We start from the raw sequence: 16,896 nt of genomic DNA, 5'->3' as shown, positions 1-16,896 counted from the left end.
ACCCCTCCTGTCATTCCATGCACGAGGCGCCTGTCCCCAATGGACGATCAGAACAAAAATCTTATTCTCGCAACCGCACTCAGCTTTCTGGTGATCCTCGGGTGGTACACCCTCTTTCCGCCGCCGGAACCGGAACAGGCCCCTGAAGCCGCAGTCAGCGAAACCGCCCCCGCAGGCGACACCGCCCTGGCGCCCAGCGCGTCCGCCGATGCAGTGGCAGAAACCGCCGCGGAAGACGCCGAAGCCACCGAGGCGCCGCGCGTGGCCATCGACACGCCCCGCGTGACCGGCAGCATTTCGCTGCAGGGCGGCCGGATCGACGACCTGTCGCTGAAGGACTACCGCGAGACGCTGGACGAGGATTCCCCGATCGTCAAACTGCTGAAGCCGGTGGGCGAAGCCCAGGCCTATTACGCGCTGTACGGCTGGGCCCCGGGTGCAGGCCTCAGCGCCAGCGACGTGCCCGGCGCCAACACCATCTGGTCGCTTTACGAAGGAGAGACACTGACACCGGAGACCCCGGTGACGCTCCGCTGGGACAACGGCAAGGGGCTGACCTTCTTCCGCACTGTCTCAATCGACGAAGATTACATGTTCAAGGTCGTCCAAAGCGTGATGAACGAGAGCGCCGGCACCGTCTCGCTGGCGCCCTACGGCACCCTGGCCCGCCATGGCGAGCCTCAGGACCTGAAGAACTTCTTCATCCTGCATGAAGGCCTTGTGTCGATGGCCGATGGCGAGCTGGCCGAGACCGACTATGACGATATGGCCGATTTCGAGCCCGACCCGCGCGATGGGTCCAAATCCGAGATCAAACAGGTCGAAACCAACGGCTGGACCGGCTTTACCGATCACTACTGGATGTCGACCCTGGTGCCCGCTCCGGGCCAGTCCTTCCGCTCGATTGCAAAATTCGACGAGCGCCGCGAGATCTACCAGACCGACATCGTGCTGCCGACCGTGACCCTGGCCGAGGGCCAGTCCTCCGATGCCACCACCCAGCTGTTTGCCGGCGCCAAGGAATGGGCCACCATCCGCGGCTACCAGAAGGCAGGCATCCAGGGCTTCCTCGACTCGATCGACTGGGGCTGGTTCTTCTTCCTGACCAAACCGATGTTCGCGGTGCTGCACTGGCTGAACGTGATGATCGGCAACATGGGCTGGGCCATCATCGGCCTCACCGTGCTGATCAAGATCCTGGTCTTCCCGCTGGCTTATAAATCCTATGCCTCGATGGCAAAGATGAAAGAGCTGCAGCCGGAGATGGAAAAGCTCAAGGAGCGCGCCGGCGACGACCGCCAGAAGATGCAAAAGGAGATGATGGAGCTGTATAAAAAGGAAAAGGTGAACCCCGCCGCGGGCTGTCTGCCGATCCTGATTCAGATCCCGATCTTCTTCTCGCTCTACAAGGTGATCTTCGTTACCCTGGAGCTGCGCCATGCACCGTTCTTCGGCCCGTTCCAGGACCTCAGCGCGCCGGACCCGACCTCGATCATGAACCTGTTCGGCCTGCTGCCCTTTGCAGCACCCGCGGCCGACAGCATCCTTGCGCTGGTCTTCATCGGCATCCTGCCGATCCTGCTGGGCGTCTCGATGTGGCTGCAGCAGAAACTGAACCCGGCACCCACCGACCCGACCCAGCAGATGATCTTTGCCTGGATGCCCTGGGTGTTCATGTTCATGCTCGGCGGCTTTGCCTCCGGCCTGGTGGTCTACTGGATTGCCAACAACACGATCACCTTCACCCAGCAGTATCTGATCATGCGCAGCCACGGCTATACGCCGGACGTGTTCGGCAACATCAAGTCGGGCTTCAAGAAGAAGCCGAAGGCGGACAGCTGATGACCGCTGAGGTCACCCATATCTGGCGCCACCCGCTCAAATCCCACGGGCGGGAGGCACTGGAGGAAACCACCGTGAGCGCCGGGCAGACCATGCCCGGCGACCGCGTTTGGGCGGTTGCGCATGAGGCATCGGATGCCGACGGCAGCCAATGGGTGTCCTGGGCCAATTTCACCCGCGGCGCCAAGGCGCCCCGGCTGATGGCGATCAACTCTGCTTATGATGAGGCTGCGGGCCTTCTGACCCTGACCCACCCGGACCGCCCCGAGCTGACCTTCAACCCGGACGATCCCGCAGACCAGGCCCGCTTCCTTGAGTGGGAGAAGCCGCTGCTGCCGGAGAACCGCGCCGGGTCTTCCCATATCGTGCGCGTTCCGGGCCGCGGCATGACGGATACCGAATTCCCCTCCATCTCGCTGGCGAACCACGCGTCGCACCGGGCAGTGGAACAGGCCATCGGCCGTGAGCTGTCTCCCATGCGCTGGCGCAGCAATATCTGGTTTGACCTGGCCGAGGCCTGGGTCGAAAACACCTGGCTCGGCCGCGAGGTGCAGATCGGCGAGGCCGTGCTGCAGGTCCGTGAACGCGCTGTGCGCTGCCTGGCCACCGCGGCCAGCCCGCAAACCGGCGAACGCGACGCCGACACACTGAAAACCCTGAATGACAACTGGGGCCACCAGGATTTCTCGGTCTATGCCGAAGTTGTCCGCGACGGCCGCATTCGCATCGGTGATGCGGTAAAGGTGCTGTGATGCAGATGCAATTTCCCCTGGCCGAGGCGCCGGACGACTTTTCCACCGAAAAAGGCCGCAAGCTGTTTGCGGGCGAAACCACCTTCCTGAAGGGCGTGGTGGCGATGAACGGCCTGCCCCCTGCCGACCGGGTCGAGGTCTGCTTTGCCGGCCGCTCCAACGTCGGCAAGTCTAGCCTGATCAACGCGCTGACAGGCACCAAGGGGATCGCCCGTGCTTCCAACACGCCGGGCCGCACGCAGGAAATCAACTTCTTCACCCAAGGGCCTGAGCTTTATCTGGTCGACCTCCCCGGCTATGGCTATGCCAACGCACCGCTGTCGGTGGTGGAGAAATGGCAGAAGCTCTTGAAGCAGTATCTCTCCGGCCGCGTCTCACTGCGCCGCGCCTTTGTGCTGATCGACAGCCGCCATGGCGTCAAGAAGGTCGACGCAGACATCATGAAGCTGCTGGACAGCTCCGCAGTGACCTTCCAATGCGTGATGACCAAGGCCGACAAGGTCAAGGAGAAGGACCGCGCCAAAGTGCTGGACCAGGTCCGCGGAGCATTGGCCAAACACCCTGCGGCCTATCCGGAAATCGTCCTGACATCGTCTGAAAAAGGAGACGGAATCTCGACGCTTAGATCGATTATCGCTACTCTCTGACCGATGTTTGACCGGCTCGCCTCCTATCTGGTTGTGATTGCTCTGGCTGTGGCCGGGCTGATCCCGGCTGGCTGGATGCCGGGCACCGGTTCGGACGGCAAGGTGCTCTTGGTGATCTGTACCGCGGAGGGCGCCGTCGAAACCTGGGTTGACCTGGACGGCAGCGGCGGTGGCGGCAGCCATGCCCCCACCGAACAGATGGAGGACCGCAGCTGCCCCTTTGCTGCCTTGGGCACCGTGGCCCTGCTGCCGGACAGCCTGATTGACCTGAACCTGGATGCGCCCTTGTCCGACCGCTGGTCGCGCGAGGCTTTCACCCATCATACCGCCGGCTTCCACTGGCGCTATGACGCCCGCGGCCCGCCCGCGCTCTCCTGAGGCCTGAAGGCCTTTCCCTGAACATACCTGACTTACCTGCCGGCACTTCCCGTGCCCGGCCCTGTTCTGACATGGAGAGAACAATGGCGACCAGCCAACCGCATTCCGCGGGCCAATCCCGCCCGCTTTCTGAGAAATTCTACTTCGCCGCCTGGCGCTGGCACTTTTATGCCGGCCTTTATGTGGTGCCGTTCATGATCATGCTGGCGGTGACCGGCCTGATGATGATGTTCATCACCCAGTTCGACGGCCGCGACGGCGAAACCATCCAGATCACCCGGGGCGAGGCCGCCCTGCCCCTCGCCCAGCTCGAAGACAGCGTCCTGGCCGCCCAGCCCGGCACCATCGCCGAGTGGATCGGCCCCAAGGCGCCGGACCTGGCCACCGTATTCCGAGTGAAAACCGAAGCAGGCCAGCGCCTGGTCGCCATCAACCAGTACACCGGCGAGGTGCTTTCCAGCTGGGACCGCCGCGCGGGCTGGTACGACTGGGCCGACAATATGCACGGCTCCCTGCTGATCGGCGACACCGGCGACCGGTTGATCGAGATTGCCGCGGGCCTGGGCCTCTTGCTGGTCTTCACCGGCCTCTACATCTGGTGGCCCCGCGGCAATGCCGCCTCGGCTTTCATCCCCAACTTCCGCGCCCGCGGCCGCGCCCTGTGGAAATCGCTGCACGCGGTCACCGGCTTCTGGATGTCGGCGCTGCTGATTGTCTTCCTGATCTCGGGCCTGTCGTGGACCGGCATCTGGGGCGGCAAATTCGTGCAGGCCTGGTCCACCTTCCCGGCCGAGAAATGGGACAATGTGCCTCTGTCGGACACCACCCACGCCGAGCATATGAACCACGGGCACACCAACGATGTGCCCTGGGCGCTGGAGCAGACCCCGATGCCTGCCTCCGGTTCTGATGCCGGGATTGGTGGCATTCCCGCAGGCACCCCGGTGAACAGCGGCAGCCTGGTGGTTCTGGGCCGGATGCTGGGCATGGAGGGCCGCTTCCGTCTCGCCTACCCCGGCGGCGAGGACGGTGTCTGGACCATCAACCGCGACAGCATGAGCAGCGACTCGGACGATCCCTTCATCGACCGCACCATCCACATCGACCGGCACAGCGGCAAGATCCTCGCCGATGTGAAGTTCGAGGACTACTCCTGGGCCGGCCAATCCATGGCCGTTGGCATTCCCTTCCACATGGGGCTGATGGGCACCTGGAACTTCGTGCTGAACGTGGTGTTCTGCCTCGCTGTCATCTTTGTGTCGGTCTCCGGCGTGGTTATGTGGCTGAAGCGCCGCCCGGCCGGTGCGGCCCGTCTGGCGGCACCGCCGGTGCCCGCGGACCTGCCGTTCTGGAAGGGTGCGCTGCTGATTGGCCTCTTCACCTCGCTGGCCTTTCCGCTGGTCGGCATCACGCTGCTGGCCGTGCTGGCCTTTGATGTGCTGCTGGTCAGCAACATCCCGGCGATGAAACGTGCGCTGACCTGATTGCAGATTGACCCCGCCACACCCTCACCGGCGGGGTCAGGATGCGCGGCGCCATTGCGTCCTTAGGGCGCCGCGCATCAATAGCAGCGGGCAGCGCGCTGCGTGTTTGAGCCAAGCTTCACACGTGCTGCGCGCCGTTCACCTCGATCTCGGCACCGGAGATGTAGGAACTGCCCTCCGAACACAGGAAATAGATGGCTGAGGCCACTTCCTCGGGCTGGCCCAGCCGCTGCATCGGCAGCTTCTCGACAATCTTCTCAGTGCCGGGCGACAGGATCGAGGTCTCCACCTCGCCCGGGGCAATGGCATTGACCCGCACCCCCAGCGGGCCGAAATCATGCGCCATCTCCCGCGTCAGCGCTGCCAGCGCCGCCTTTGACGTGGCATAGGCGGCACCGGCAAAGGGATGCACCCGGCTGCCCGCAATCGAGGTTACATTCACCACCGACCCCTTGGCCGCAGCCAGCTCATCCTTCAGGCCCCGCGCCAGCACCACGGAGGCAAAGAAATTCACATGGAACACCTTGCCCCAGTCCATCAGATCGGTGTCCAGCGTGCTCAGCCGCTCACCATTGGGCCCCTTGGGAGAAATGCCTGCGTTGTTGACCAATGCATCCAATTGCCCGTCCAGCCGCTCCTGAATTTGTCCCACCGCGTTGATCGTGTCCGACGGGTCCGACAGGTCCAGCTGCACATGGTTCTCCGCACCGCCGCCCCAGGGGCATTCCTCGGGGAAGGGCTGGCGCGAGCAAGTGATCACCCGCCAGCCCTCAGCGTTGAAACGGCGCACGGTGGCATGGCCGATACCGCGGCTGGCGCCGGTCAGGAGCAGGGTTTTACGGCGCATGGGCAAGGATCCTCGCGTTGGGTTTCCCGGCAAAGCCTATCACCCGCACCGCCGCCTGCAATGGGCAAGGGCATACATGTCTTGGCACCAGCCCAAGAACCGCCTAAACCAGTCGCCCAAAGGGATGATGACAGCGATGAAGACACAGAACATGAACCGCGATTGGATTGCCACTGCCGAGACCCTCTCCAGCGCCCTGCCGTATCTGCAGCGCTATGACGGGGCCATTGTCGTCATCAAGCTCGGCGGCCACGCCATGGGCAGCGACGAGGCGATGGATACTTTTGCGCGCGACATCGTTCTGATGCGCCAGGTTGGCGTCAACCCGGTGATCGTGCACGGCGGCGGGCCGATGATCAACGCAATGCTGGAAAAGCTGCAGATCCAGTCCGAATTCGTGAACGGCAAGCGGGTCACTGATGCTGCCACCATGGAAGTGGTGGAGATGGTTCTGTCAGGCGTCGTCAACAAGCGCATCGTGCAGGCGATCAACCGCCAGGGCGGCCGCGCGGTGGGGCTGTCGGGCAAGGATGCAAACCTGATCACCTGCGATCAGGCCAACCCGGACCTGGGCTTTGTCGGCGCGCCGGCCGAGATGGACCCCAAGGTGCTCTACGGCCTGTTCGAGAAAGACATGATTCCGGTGATTGCGCCAATCGGTGCAGGCCGCGCAGGCGAGACCTTCAACATCAACGGCGACACCGCCGCCGGGGCCATCGCCAAGTCGCTGACAGCCGACCGGCTGCTGCTGCTCACCGATGTGGCCGGCGTCAAGAACGGCGAAGGCGAAGTGGTGACTGAGCTGTCCGCGGCGGATGTTGAGGCAATGACCGCCAGCGGCGTGATTGCCGGCGGCATGATTCCCAAGACCGAAACTGCGCTGGACGCGGTCCGCAACGGCGTGCGCGCCTGCACCATCGTCGACGGGCGGGTGCAGAATTCGGTGCTGCTGGAACTGTTCACCGATCACGGCGCCGGCTCGATGATCCGCGCCTGACGGCGGTCAAAAGGCCAGAGGGGCGCTGCCCCTCTTGGCCCTCCCGGGCCAATTCACCCCGGAGTATTTTCAACCAGAAAGAAGCAGCAGCCTCGAGACCGGGCTTGCTTTTTGTCCTCGCATGCGCATCGCTGCATGCATGGAGCATGAGAGTTCTGATCCGCCTGGGCGTTTTCCTGGGCCTGTTTGCGCTGTTTGCCCTGGCCGAGGCCAAGGCGCCAAAACGTGCGCGGCGGCTGCCGCGGCGGCAGCGCTGGGTCACCAACCTGTCGATCACCCTGCTGAACACGCTTGCCTTGCGCGCCCTGGCCCTGGGGCTGCCGCTGCTGGCGGTTGGGGCGGCGCTGGATGCGGCGGAACAGGGCTGGGGACTGCTGAACGCGCTGTCCTGGCCCGCTTGGACAGAGATCCTGCTGGCGGTGCTGGTGCTGGATTTTGCCATCTGGCTGCAGCATCTGATCACCCACAAGGTGCCGCTATTGTGGCGGCTGCACCGGGTGCATCACGCCGACCGCGACATGGATGTGACCACCGCCGTGCGGTTCCACCCTGTCGAGATTGCCCTGTCCATGCTGTTGAAGATCGGACTGGTCTATCTGCTGGGGCCGTCCGCCTTGGCGGTGGTGCTGTTTGAGATGCTGCTGAACGGCACCGCGCTGTTCAACCATGCCAACCTGCGGCTGCCGCCCGCGGCAGACGCAGCCATTCGGCTCCTGCTGGTGACGCCGGACATGCACCGGGTGCATCACTCGGACCGGCGCGCAGAGCATGACAGCAACTTCGGCTTTGCGCTGTCGGTCTGGGACCGGCTGTTCGGCACCTATCGGGCGCAGCCCGGCGGCGGCCATCAGGACATGACCATCGGCCTGCAATGGCAGGACAGCCGGCCCGCCCGGCTGGGCTGGAGCCTGTTGCTGCCGTTCCGCCGCCGCTGAACGGCCGGCAGGAAGGCGCCGGCAGGCCAGCACGGGACGTTTTTGCACTCTGCGCCGCCGGCGGCCGCTGTTAGGCTCGCCTCAAAGCCACCTGACCGGACGCCGCCCATGACCCTGACCGAACCGACCGCTCCGCAAGCCGCGTCAAGCTATGGCGCCATCGAAGCCGCGGCCGAAGCCGCCGGGCTGATGGTCTATGCCGCCCTGCATCCGCGCCGCCAGCCGGTACAGGCGCTGCAGGAGGGCACATTGGTTCTGCTGGGCACGGCCCGGGCCTTCTGGCCGCGTTTCACCCAAAGCCCGGAACACCTGGACACCCTTCCCGATCCGGTTGACCGCTGGTCCGAACGGGTGGTTGGCAGCCTGGCGGGTGAGCTGGGCGGCCGCGCCTATTTCCCCTTCACCGGTCCGCCCTACACGCCGTTCATCAATTGGGCGCTGGCTTCGGGGCGGTTTTTCACATCACCGTCACAGATGATGGTGCATGATCGCGCCGGGATGCTGATTTCCTTGCGGGGGGCCCTTCATTTCAAACAGGAATTTGACATTCCCCCTCCGCCTTTGGCAGAGTCTCCCTGCGAAAGCTGCCCCTCCCGTCCCTGCCTCAGCAGCTGCCCAGTGTCGGCGCTGGCAGACGGAGGCCCCTACGATCTGGCGGCCTGCCATGATTATCTCGATACCAGCGCAGGCGCCGGCTGCATGTCCGGCGGCTGCCTTGCCCGGCGGGCCTGCCCGCTGAGCCGTTCCGCAGGCCGGGACCCCGAACAAACCGCACACCACATGAGGCATTTTCACACGCGATGACCTGCACCCTGATCCTGACCCGCCACGCCAAATCCGCCTGGGACACCAATGTGCCCAGCGACCATGCCCGCCCGCTCAACAAGCGGGGCCGCCGCTCGGCCCCGGCAATTGCCGCCTGGCTGACCGAATGCGGCTACCTGCCGGATCAGGTGATCTCATCCTCGTCGCAGCGCACCCGCGAAACCTGGGAGCTGATGGGCCTGGATGCGCCCGCATCCTTTACCGAGCGGCTCTATCACGCCAATTCCGACATCATGTTCAAAGTGCTGCAGGAGGCCGAACAGTCCCGGGTCATGCTGATCGGGCATAATCCCGGCATCGCTGCCTTTGCCCATTCCATCGTCGCCTCGCCGCCCGACCATTCCCGGTTCGACGATTACCCGACCGGTGCCACCCTCGTCGCGGAATTCGACATTTCCAGCTGGCGCGACCTGACCTGGAGCAGCGGCAAGGCGATCGGCTTCACCGTCCCGCGGGAGTTGCTGGGCGAATAACCGCGCCGCAACAAAAAAGGCCGGGCAATTGCCCGGCCTTTCTTTTTGGCAAGCAAGAGGACCCTGCCTTCAGTGCCCCAGGATCTGGCTGAGGAACAGCTTGGTGCGGTCGCTTTTCGGGTTGTTGAAGAACTCCTCGGGCTCGTTCTGTTCGACGATCTGGCCCGCGTCCATGAAGATCACCCGGTTTGCCACCTGGCGGGCAAAACCCATCTCGTGGGTCACGCAGAGCATCGTCATGCCTTCCTCAGCCAGCTCGATCATGGTGTCGAGCACCTCCTTGATCATCTCCGGGTCCAGCGCCGATGTGGGTTCATCAAACAGCATGATCCGCGGCATCATGCAAAGCGAGCGCGCAATCGCCACCCGCTGCTGCTGGCCGCCCGACAGCATGCCGGGATACTTGTGGGCCTGCTCCGGGATCTTCACCTTTTCCAGGAAATGCATCGCCCGCTCCTCGGCCTCTTTTTTGGGCGTTTTGCGGACCCAGATCGGCGCCAGGGTGCAGTTCTCCAGGATGGTCAGATGCGGGAACAGGTTGAAGTGCTGAAACACCATGCCCACTTCGGAGCGGATCTTGTCGATGTTTTTCAAGTCGTTGGACAGTTCGGTGCCATCGACGACGATCTTGCCCTGCTGGTGCTCTTCCAGTGCATTGAGACAGCGGATCAGGGTGGATTTGCCGGAGCCCGAGGGGCCGGCGATCACGATCCGCTCGCCCTGATTGACGGTCAGGTTGATGTCACGCAGCACGTGGAACGAGCCGTACCACTTGTTCATGCCATTGATTTCGATAGCGACCTCGTCGCTCACCTGCATCTTGGAGCGGTCGATTTGGCGGTCGGACATAAGTTCAGACATATGTTGAACTCCTTAACGGTGGTCGGTGGCGAGACGGCGCTCGAGCCACTGTGAGTATTGAGAAATGCCGTAGCAGACGACGAAGAACAGCAAGGCCGCAAAGCCCAGAAGCTCCCAGTAGACCCCGTTCCACTCGGTGGAGGCGAGGATCGGGCCGCGGATCATGCCAACCAGGTCGAACATCGAAATGACCGAAACCAGGGTGGTGTCCTTGAACAGGCCGACGGCCACGTTCACGATGCCCGGGATGGAGATCTTCAGCGCCTGCGGCAGGATGATCAGCCGCATCGCCTGGGGGTAGTCCAGGCCAAGGCTGTCTGCCGCTTCGTACTGTCCCTTTGGCAAGGCCGCCAGGCCGCCGCGGATCACCTCGGCGATATAGGCTGCCGAGAACATGGTGATCATGATCACCACGCGCAGGAACAGGTCGACGGTGCTTTCCGGCGGGAAGAAATAGGCCAGCATCACCGATGCCACAAACAGCAGGGTGATCAGCGGCACGCCGCGCACAAATTCAATGAAGATCACGCAGATCCACTTGATCAGCGGCATATCCGACTGACGGCCCAGCGCCAGCGCGATGCCCAAGGGCAGCGACAGCGACACACAGGTGACACCCAGCATCAGGTTCAGCATGAAGCCGCCCAGATCGCGCGAGGGCACAGCCTGCAGCATGGCGTTTTCCGATGCCCCTTCGGGGATCAGCGCGCCGCCCAGGATCCAGACCGCAAAGGCCGCCGCAATCGCCCCGAAAAAGCCGATGGCAAAGCTGCTCTTGCCGTAAGTCTGGAACACAAAGGCGCCAGCCGCAAAGCCAACCAGCGCCACGACCGGCGCCATGATGGTGCCGCCCCAGATCAGCCAGAAGGCCAGGAAGGGGTAGACGGCGGTAAAGGCCAGCAGCTTGCGCGGCAGGTCAAAGAACAGCACCGGCGCAATCGCCACCAGCAGCAGCACCAGGGCCAGGTTCGGGCGCCAGTACTGGTCTGTCGGGTATTTGAAACCATAGAGCAGCTGGTTCCAGCGCTCGGTCAGCACCGAGAAACAGGCGCCGGTCTTGCCGCTCAGCACTTCGCGGCATTCCGCCAGCGAGCTGGTGGTCCAGACGCCGTTCAGAACCCAGGGCAGGATCCTGGCAAGGATCATATAGATCGCGATCAGCGCCAGGATGGTCAGGACCGAGTTGACGGCATTGGAGAACAGATTCTCGCGCAGCCATTTGATGGGGCCGGTTTCGCCCGCAGGCGGCGGCGACGGCGGGATGGTGCCGTCGGCGACAAAGGCAATGGAGTTGGTTGTCTGATCAGTCATGTCTCAGCGCTCCTTCAACTTCACGGATGCGTTGTAAACGTTCATGACCATCGAGATCACCAGCGAGGCGGTCAGGTAGAACAGCATCAAGAGGAGAACACATTCAATGGCGCGGCCGGTCTGGTTCAGGGTGATCCCGCCCAGAGTTGCGGTGATATCCGCATAGCCCACGGCAATCGCCAGCGAGGAGTTCTTGGTAATGTTGAGGAAGTTGGAGATCAACGGCGGGATGATCACCCGCAGCGCCTGCGGCAGAACCACCAGGTTCATCACCCGGCGCGGACGCAGGCCCAGGGCCGACGCGGCTTCGGTCTGGCCCTTGGACACCGCCTGGATGCCGGCCCGGACGTTTTCCGCAATAAAGGCGCCGGTGTAGATCGACAGGGCAAACCACAGCGCGATCAGCGGGCCGCCGATCTTGATGCCGCCCTTGAAGTTGAAGCCCTTCAGCTCAGGGTATTCCCAGGTCAGCCCCATGATCAGCATCAGCGCCAGGAACGGCACCAGCCACGCCGCGAGGATCAGCGACAGGGTCTTGGGCCGCACACCGGTGGCTTCCTGCTTGTTATTGGCCCAGACGTTGATCTGATGCGCCGCAATCCAGGAGCCCGCGAAACCGGCCAGTACCAGCAGCCAGTTCATCGCGGTGCTGGCAAAAATGCCGTTCTCGAACCAAGGCATCGGGATGTAGATGCCGCGGTTGGTGAAGGCAAAGGCGTCAAACAGCATGCTCGAGGTGGCATCATCGCCGCGGAACGCCCGCGGACCCGGCAGCACCGCCGTCATGATGGTGAAGATGATGATGATCCAGATCAGCACCGGGATGTTGCGGAAGATCTCCACATAGACCGCCATCAGCTTGGAGACGAGCCAGTTGTTGGAGAGCCGCAGAACACCGGCCACCACCCCGAAGACAGTCGCCGTGATACAGGCCAGGAAGGCCACCAGCAGTGTGTTCAGCAGGCCGACCAGGGCAGCGCGGGCGTGACTGGACTGGCTGTCATACTCAACCAGGCGCTGGTTGATGTCATAGCCGGCCGAGTCGCCGAGGAACGCATAGGAAATATTGAGCCCGGCAGCGCGGAGGTTCTGGATCAGATTGTTTCCAAGATACCAAATGCACAGGGCAAGAACGACAGCCGCGATTACCTGGAAGGTCAGTGACCGGTAACGGGTGTCGTTGATGAGCATAGACAGCCGAAACCCTTCGTTCGGCGGGTCAGTCAACGTTGACATGAATTGTGATCCCCTGGCTCCGGTGGTCTATCCTGGCGGGGTTGTCCCCGCTCCGCAGCAGTCCGGAGCTTTTTGCAGATAGGAAAAGGGCGCAGGAGTGTCCTGCGCCCTTCCCGTTGATGTGTTTAGCGGAACGGCGGTGCGTACAGCAGGCCGCCTTCGGTCCACTGAGCGTTCAGGCCGCGCGCCAGGCCGACCGGGGTGTCTTCACCGATGGTCTTGGCAAACACTTCGCCGTAGTTGCCGTTGGCGGCAACTGCGTTTTTCGCCCAGTCAGCCGACAGGCCCAGCATTTCGCCCAGGGTGCCTTCGGTGCCCAGCAGGCGATTGATTTCCGGGTTGTCGGTGCCTGCGGACATCTCGCTGATGTTGGCCGAGGTCACACCCAGCTCTTCCGCAGCGATCATCGCGTTCAGGGTCCAGCGGACAACGTCGCCCCACTCGTGGTCGCCATGGCGGACCAGCGGGCCCAGCGGCTCCTTGGAGATGATTTCCGGCAGAATCGCGTGGCCCGACGGATCGTCGAAGGTGGCGCGGGTTGCTGCCAGGCCGGAGGCGTCGGTGGTGTAGACGTCGCAGGAGCCAGCCAGATACTGCTGCTGGGCTTCCGCGTTGGTCTCGATCGGCACCGGCTCATAAGAGATGTTGTTGGAGCGGAAGAAGTCCGCCAGGTTCAGCTCGGTGGTGGTGCCGGTCTGGATGCAGACGGTGGCGCCGTCCAGTTCCTTGGCCGAGCTGACGCCCAGCTCTTTCGGCACCATGAAGCCCTGGCCGTCATAGTAGTTGACGCCCACGAATTCGAACTTCAGGTCGACATCGCGGCTGAAGGTCCAGGTGGTGTTGCGGGCCAGCATGTCGATTTCGCCCGACGCCAGCGCGGTAAAGCGGGTCTTGCCGGTGGTCGGCACGAATTCCACAGCGGTCGAGTCGCCCAGCACGGCTGCAGCCACAGCACGGCAGACGGCAACGTCAAAACCTTCCCATTCCCCGCTCGCATTCGGAGCCGCAAAGCCGACCAGGCCGGTGGTCACGCCGCAGTTCAGCTTGCCGCGCGCTTTCACGTCGTCCAGCGTGCCGGCAGATGCTGCGCCAGCCGCAAGACCGGCAAAGGCCATTGCGCCCAAAAATACGGATTTTTTCATTTTTACCTCTTCCTGATAGCCCGCCATTCGGCGGTTCTTATTTTCCAGCGATCCCCCGCCGGAAATGAGACCGAAGAAGGGTTTACCCCTAATTCGCGCCCAATTCTGGGCGCATTCATCAACAAACGTCAAGGGTGCTATCAGGAAATTCGATGTTCGGGCTCCGCACAAATTATTCCGGCGTATAATTTTATGGCGCGCGGAGCCCTCGATAGGTAATTTTCTGAACTCTCAGGAAAAATCGTAGAAGCGCTTGGCGTGCAGAAACTCCTGGCGTTTCACTTCCGCAGCGGCCTGGGCTTCCTCATCCTCGCCCCACTGCTCTTCCTGCCAGCGTTCATCCAGCCGCGACAACTGCCAGATCTCATCCGCCCCGCGCCAGCCCTGCGCAGCAGCAAAGCCAAGCACCAAAGACCCGGAAATCCCTACCAAATCGTGAAATCCGGCCAGTTGGAACGGGCTCATCGCATGAACCTTGCGGGCGAGGACTTCCAGCGCCTCCGGGTCCTGCGGCTGATGCAGAACGCCGGTCCGGGGCTGCAGCCGGGCGCCCAGCGCTTCAGCGGCCCAGTCCAGCACCGGGTCCCATTCGTCCGCTTGACGCAACGTCAACTCAGCAGGCGTGTCGGCGCGGTAGCACAACAGGTCGGAATCGCCATATTCAGCCAGCATGGCGGCAACTTCGCTGTGCTGATGTGTCACCTTGTCAATCGCCGCATTGGCGGAACGGGTGAACGGCATGGTCCCGGGGTCAACTGATTCGGTCTGCGCGTCCCACTCAGCCGCCACCGCACCGGCCATCTCCCGTGTCGGCACCACCAGCGGCGCCTTGGCCGGTGTCTTCACCCGGCGGCCGTCCAGTTCCACCGCAAACCCGCCTTCGGCCTCCGCCAACGAGACCTCTTTCCAGAACCGTTTCTGTGCCCAGTTGCTCATGCCCTCAGCCTTTCCAAATCTCTGCCAGCAGCGGCCGCAGCTCCGTAAAATCGCGGATCAGGTAATCGGCGCCCAATGTCTCTGCCGGATGGTATCCCCAGGGCACGGCAATGGTGGTAACCCCCGCCGCCTTGCCCATCTCAATGTCAAACCGCGTGTCGCCGATCATCACAGTGCTGCCGCGCTCCACCCCGGTCTCCGCCATCGCTGTCAGCACCATCGAGGGATGCGGCTTTGACGGGTGATGATCCGCCACCTGCCGGGTCACGAAACACTCCAGCCCATGCGCCGCGATCAAGGCATCCACGCCCCGCTGCGACTTGCCCGTCGCCACGCCCAGCAGATATTCCGGCACCGCATTCAGCTCCATCAGCATCTCCCGCGTGCCCGGATACAGCGGCGAATGCGCCGCCCCCGCCGCCTGGCGGGACAGCATATACGAGGACTTATACCCTTCAACCAGCGCCTCGACGGTAGCGGCATCCTGTCCCGGCGCCAGCTCTTTCATCGCCAAGGGCAGCGACAGCCCGACAATCGACAGGATCGCATTGCGCGCCGGAACTTCCAGGCCAAGCCCTTGAAAAGCCTCGGCCATAGCCCCGGTGATCGCCCCCTGGCTATCGGCCAGGGTGCCGTCCACATCAAACAGGATCAGCCGCAAGGGCGCGCTCACTTCAGATCCTCAAACGGGTCATCGGCGGCCAGGTCCTCGGTCCAGCCGAAGGTGTCCCAGCTTTCCTTCATATGCTCCGGCAGCGGCGCCACCACCGAAATGTCTTTGCGCGTCACCGGGTGCTCAAACACCATCCGGCGCGCATGCAGGTGCAGCTTCTTGGAGATCACCCCGCCGATCGAGGCGCCCCAGCCGTCGCCCAGGTTCTCCTGCCCCGAGCCGCCGTATTTACCGTCACCCGCGATGGGATGGCCCATGCCGGACATATGCGCCCGCAGCTGGTGGGTGCGCCCCGTAATGGGTTCCATCGCCACCCAGGCGGCCCGGCTGGCCACCCGGTAAAGCGTCGCATAAAGCGTATGCGCCCGCTTGGCGCCATAGGTGTCGTCGATGTCGTGCGGATGCACGTTGATCATCTTCTCGCCTTCACCGGACTTGCCATGCCCCGGCGCCTTCACCAGCCCGTTCTTGATCTCGCCCAGGTACGGCGTCGGCACGCCCGCGACCAAAGCCCAGTATATCTTGCGGGTGTTCTTGTGCCGGAAAGCCGCCGTCAGCGCCTGCGCGGCCTTGCGGTTGCGCGCCAGCACCAAGACGCCGGATGTGTCCTTGTCAATCCGGTGCACCAGCTTGGGCTTCTCTTCCAGCCCGAACTTCAGCGCCTCTGCCAGACCATCCACATGCTTGGTGGTGCCGGAGCCGCCCTGCACCGCCAGCCCTGCGGGCTTGTTCAGCACGATCACATCATCGTCGCGGTAAATGACGCAAGCCTGGATCATCTTGGCATCGGCGTCCGAGATTTTCGTCTCGCGCGGCGCGGCCGGTTTCAGATCGCTGTCCGCCAGCGGCGGCACCCGCACCACCTGCCCCGCCTCGACGCGGGTATTGGCTTTCACCCGGCCGCCATCCAAGCGCAGCTCGCCCTTGCGGCACATCTTCTCGATGCGGCCCTGGTTCACATGCGGAAACAGCCGCCGCAGCCAGCGGTCAATGCGCTGGCCGCCATCGTCTTCGCTGACGGTAATCATCTGAACGCCGCTCATGCGAACACTCCCCTTCCGGCCATCAGGCCCAGAAACAAGCCGCCGACCGACAGGCCCACGGACAAAGCTACATACAGCGCCGCCTGCCCGAAGGCGCCGCGCTCGATCAGGTTGGCGGTCTCCAATGAGAACGCCGAGAAGGTGGTGAAACCGCCCATCAGCCCGGTCATCACCAGGGGGCTTGCCCAAGTCAGGTCCCGCATCGCCGCCGCCACCACAAAGACCCCCATCAGAAAGGAGCCAAGGATGTTCACCATCAGCACCGCCACCGGGAAATCGTGATGGCCCAGCAGACGGATCACCCCCAGCCCGGTTAGATAGCGGCACACTGCGCCAACAGCGCCGCCAAAGGCGACCATGGTAACCGAAGACATCATCCCCGTCCTGTCGCGCGCGCGTACGGAGATGTCAAGTTTTCCCCGCGTTGCACCGCACGCAAGGCTCCGCGGACCGGCCAGGCCGGGCCTGCTGCTTCTTTCTGGTTTAAAATACTCCCGCCGGAGGCACCGGTTTT

At 63.4% G+C, this 16,896-nt stretch carries 18 protein-coding genes; 9 read left to right on the top strand and 9 right to left on the bottom strand.

The window, feature by feature from the left end; genetic code table 11:
* The first annotated feature begins 39 nt into the window (after positions 1-39).
* The 5 genes from yidC to ACXAEH_RS17055 all read left to right on the top strand — a co-directional run bounded on the left by yidC (position 40) and on the right by ACXAEH_RS17055 (position 5,103).
* Positions 40-1,842 carry a membrane protein insertase YidC gene (yidC, locus tag ACXAEH_RS17075; RefSeq protein ID WP_475034451.1) on the top strand — a complete coding sequence of 601 codons (1,803 nt, stop codon included), beginning with the start codon at positions 40-42 and terminating at the stop codon, positions 1,840-1,842.
* Positions 1,842-2,594: an MOSC domain-containing protein gene (locus tag ACXAEH_RS17070; protein ID WP_475034449.1), complete on the top strand. Its 753-nt coding sequence runs from the start codon at positions 1,842-1,844 to the stop codon at positions 2,592-2,594. Before yidC ends, ACXAEH_RS17070 begins: the two co-directional genes overlap by 1 nt.
* The gene (yihA, locus tag ACXAEH_RS17065) at positions 2,594-3,241 is read left to right on the top strand and encodes a ribosome biogenesis GTP-binding protein YihA/YsxC (RefSeq protein WP_475034448.1); all 648 of its coding nucleotides are present in this window, start codon (positions 2,594-2,596) and stop codon (positions 3,239-3,241) included. Before ACXAEH_RS17070 ends, yihA begins: the two co-directional genes overlap by 1 nt.
* Positions 3,242-3,244: 3 nt before the next feature.
* Positions 3,245-3,619, top strand: coding sequence for a DUF2946 family protein (locus ACXAEH_RS17060; RefSeq protein ID WP_475034446.1), 375 nt, complete (start codon positions 3,245-3,247; stop codon positions 3,617-3,619).
* Positions 3,620-3,702: 83 nt separating this feature from the next.
* A complete protein-coding gene (locus tag ACXAEH_RS17055; RefSeq protein ID WP_475034444.1) occupies positions 3,703-5,103 on the top strand; it encodes a PepSY-associated TM helix domain-containing protein in 1,401 nt (466 codons plus the stop codon).
* A 118-nt stretch (positions 5,104-5,221) separates the two neighbouring features.
* Here ACXAEH_RS17055 and ACXAEH_RS17050 read toward each other — a convergent pair whose 3' ends face one another.
* Positions 5,222-5,950, bottom strand: a complete 729-nt coding sequence (locus tag ACXAEH_RS17050; RefSeq protein WP_475034442.1) for an SDR family NAD(P)-dependent oxidoreductase — start codon at positions 5,948-5,950, stop codon at positions 5,222-5,224.
* 136 nt (positions 5,951-6,086) lie between these two features.
* On the opposite strand from ACXAEH_RS17050, the gene argB reads away from it, so the two are divergent.
* The 4 genes from argB to ACXAEH_RS17030 all read left to right on the top strand — a co-directional run bounded on the left by argB (position 6,087) and on the right by ACXAEH_RS17030 (position 9,180).
* Positions 6,087-6,947: an acetylglutamate kinase gene (gene argB, locus ACXAEH_RS17045; RefSeq protein ID WP_475034440.1), complete on the top strand. Its 861-nt coding sequence runs from the start codon at positions 6,087-6,089 to the stop codon at positions 6,945-6,947.
* Between the two features lie 146 nt (positions 6,948-7,093).
* A complete protein-coding gene (locus ACXAEH_RS17040) occupies positions 7,094-7,882 on the top strand; it encodes a sterol desaturase family protein (protein WP_475034438.1) in 789 nt (262 codons plus the stop codon).
* Positions 7,883-7,990: 108 nt separating this feature from the next.
* The gene (locus ACXAEH_RS17035) at positions 7,991-8,686 is read left to right on the top strand and encodes a ferredoxin (protein WP_475034436.1); all 696 of its coding nucleotides are present in this window, start codon (positions 7,991-7,993) and stop codon (positions 8,684-8,686) included.
* Positions 8,683-9,180, top strand: a complete 498-nt coding sequence (locus ACXAEH_RS17030) for a SixA phosphatase family protein (RefSeq protein ID WP_475034434.1) — start codon at positions 8,683-8,685, stop codon at positions 9,178-9,180. The genes ACXAEH_RS17035 and ACXAEH_RS17030 overlap by 4 nt, the downstream gene beginning before the upstream one ends.
* Before the next feature lie 69 nt (positions 9,181-9,249).
* Here the strand turns inward: ACXAEH_RS17030 and ACXAEH_RS17025 are convergent, their stop codons facing one another.
* The 8 genes from ACXAEH_RS17025 to crcB all read right to left on the bottom strand — a co-directional run bounded on the left by ACXAEH_RS17025 (position 9,250) and on the right by crcB (position 16,759).
* On the bottom strand, positions 9,250-10,041 hold the full coding sequence (locus ACXAEH_RS17025; RefSeq protein WP_424979926.1) for an amino acid ABC transporter ATP-binding protein: 792 nt from the start codon (positions 10,039-10,041) through the stop codon (positions 9,250-9,252).
* Positions 10,042-10,053: 12 nt separating this feature from the next.
* The gene (locus tag ACXAEH_RS17020) at positions 10,054-11,352 is read right to left on the bottom strand and encodes an amino acid ABC transporter permease (RefSeq protein ID WP_475034432.1); all 1,299 of its coding nucleotides are present in this window, start codon (positions 11,350-11,352) and stop codon (positions 10,054-10,056) included.
* Between the two features lie 3 nt (positions 11,353-11,355).
* Positions 11,356-12,588 carry an amino acid ABC transporter permease gene (locus ACXAEH_RS17015; protein WP_475034430.1) on the bottom strand — a complete coding sequence of 411 codons (1,233 nt, stop codon included), beginning with the start codon at positions 12,586-12,588 and terminating at the stop codon, positions 11,356-11,358.
* 125 nt (positions 12,589-12,713) lie between these two features.
* Positions 12,714-13,730, bottom strand: coding sequence for an amino acid ABC transporter substrate-binding protein (locus ACXAEH_RS17010; RefSeq protein ID WP_475034428.1), 1,017 nt, complete (start codon positions 13,728-13,730; stop codon positions 12,714-12,716).
* A gap of 231 nt (positions 13,731-13,961) precedes the next feature.
* A complete protein-coding gene (locus ACXAEH_RS17005) occupies positions 13,962-14,666 on the bottom strand; it encodes an ATP12 family chaperone protein (RefSeq protein ID WP_475034427.1) in 705 nt (234 codons plus the stop codon).
* A 4-nt stretch (positions 14,667-14,670) separates the two neighbouring features.
* Positions 14,671-15,339, bottom strand: coding sequence for an HAD-IA family hydrolase (locus tag ACXAEH_RS17000; RefSeq protein WP_475034425.1), 669 nt, complete (start codon positions 15,337-15,339; stop codon positions 14,671-14,673).
* Positions 15,336-16,382: an RluA family pseudouridine synthase gene (locus ACXAEH_RS16995; RefSeq protein ID WP_475034424.1), complete on the bottom strand. Its 1,047-nt coding sequence runs from the start codon at positions 16,380-16,382 to the stop codon at positions 15,336-15,338. The genes ACXAEH_RS17000 and ACXAEH_RS16995 overlap by 4 nt, the downstream gene beginning before the upstream one ends.
* Positions 16,379-16,759 carry a fluoride efflux transporter CrcB gene (gene crcB, locus ACXAEH_RS16990; protein WP_475034422.1) on the bottom strand — a complete coding sequence of 127 codons (381 nt, stop codon included), beginning with the start codon at positions 16,757-16,759 and terminating at the stop codon, positions 16,379-16,381. Before crcB ends, ACXAEH_RS16995 begins: the two co-directional genes overlap by 4 nt.
* Between the last annotated feature and the right edge of the window lie 137 nt (positions 16,760-16,896).

The organism is Leisingera sp. ABM4_060, from assembly GCF_056158765.1.
Note: the sequence above shows the minus strand (reverse complement) of the source record. Positions and strands in the feature narration are given on the sequence as shown.

Bases quoted from the DNA above. Each gene is read 5' to 3' on its own strand.
- ACXAEH_RS17015 (WP_475034430.1), bottom strand. From the start codon at position 12,588: ATGTCAACGTTGACTGACCCGCCGAACGAAGGGTTTCGGCTGTCTATG.
- ACXAEH_RS17020 (WP_475034432.1), bottom strand. From the start codon at position 11,352: ATGACTGATCAGACAACCAACTCCATTGCCTTTGTCGCCGACGGCACC.
- yihA (WP_475034448.1), top strand. From the start codon at position 2,594: ATGCAGATGCAATTTCCCCTGGCCGAGGCGCCGGACGACTTTTCCACC.
- argB (WP_475034440.1), top strand. From the start codon at position 6,087: ATGAAGACACAGAACATGAACCGCGATTGGATTGCCACTGCCGAGACC.
- yidC (WP_475034451.1), top strand. From the start codon at position 40: ATGGACGATCAGAACAAAAATCTTATTCTCGCAACCGCACTCAGCTTT.
- ACXAEH_RS16995 (WP_475034424.1), bottom strand. From the start codon at position 16,382: ATGAGCGGCGTTCAGATGATTACCGTCAGCGAAGACGATGGCGGCCAG.
- ACXAEH_RS17025 (WP_424979926.1), bottom strand. From the start codon at position 10,041: ATGTCTGAACTTATGTCCGACCGCCAAATCGACCGCTCCAAGATGCAG.
- ACXAEH_RS17040 (WP_475034438.1), top strand. From the start codon at position 7,094: ATGAGAGTTCTGATCCGCCTGGGCGTTTTCCTGGGCCTGTTTGCGCTG.
- ACXAEH_RS17070 (WP_475034449.1), top strand. From the start codon at position 1,842: ATGACCGCTGAGGTCACCCATATCTGGCGCCACCCGCTCAAATCCCAC.
- crcB (WP_475034422.1), bottom strand. From the start codon at position 16,759: ATGATGTCTTCGGTTACCATGGTCGCCTTTGGCGGCGCTGTTGGCGCA.
- ACXAEH_RS17050 (WP_475034442.1), bottom strand. From the start codon at position 5,950: ATGCGCCGTAAAACCCTGCTCCTGACCGGCGCCAGCCGCGGTATCGGC.
- ACXAEH_RS17055 (WP_475034444.1), top strand. From the start codon at position 3,703: ATGGCGACCAGCCAACCGCATTCCGCGGGCCAATCCCGCCCGCTTTCT.
- ACXAEH_RS17010 (WP_475034428.1), bottom strand. From the start codon at position 13,730: ATGAAAAAATCCGTATTTTTGGGCGCAATGGCCTTTGCCGGTCTTGCG.
- ACXAEH_RS17030 (WP_475034434.1), top strand. From the start codon at position 8,683: ATGACCTGCACCCTGATCCTGACCCGCCACGCCAAATCCGCCTGGGAC.
- ACXAEH_RS17005 (WP_475034427.1), bottom strand. From the start codon at position 14,666: ATGAGCAACTGGGCACAGAAACGGTTCTGGAAAGAGGTCTCGTTGGCG.
- ACXAEH_RS17035 (WP_475034436.1), top strand. From the start codon at position 7,991: ATGACCCTGACCGAACCGACCGCTCCGCAAGCCGCGTCAAGCTATGGC.
- ACXAEH_RS17060 (WP_475034446.1), top strand. From the start codon at position 3,245: ATGTTTGACCGGCTCGCCTCCTATCTGGTTGTGATTGCTCTGGCTGTG.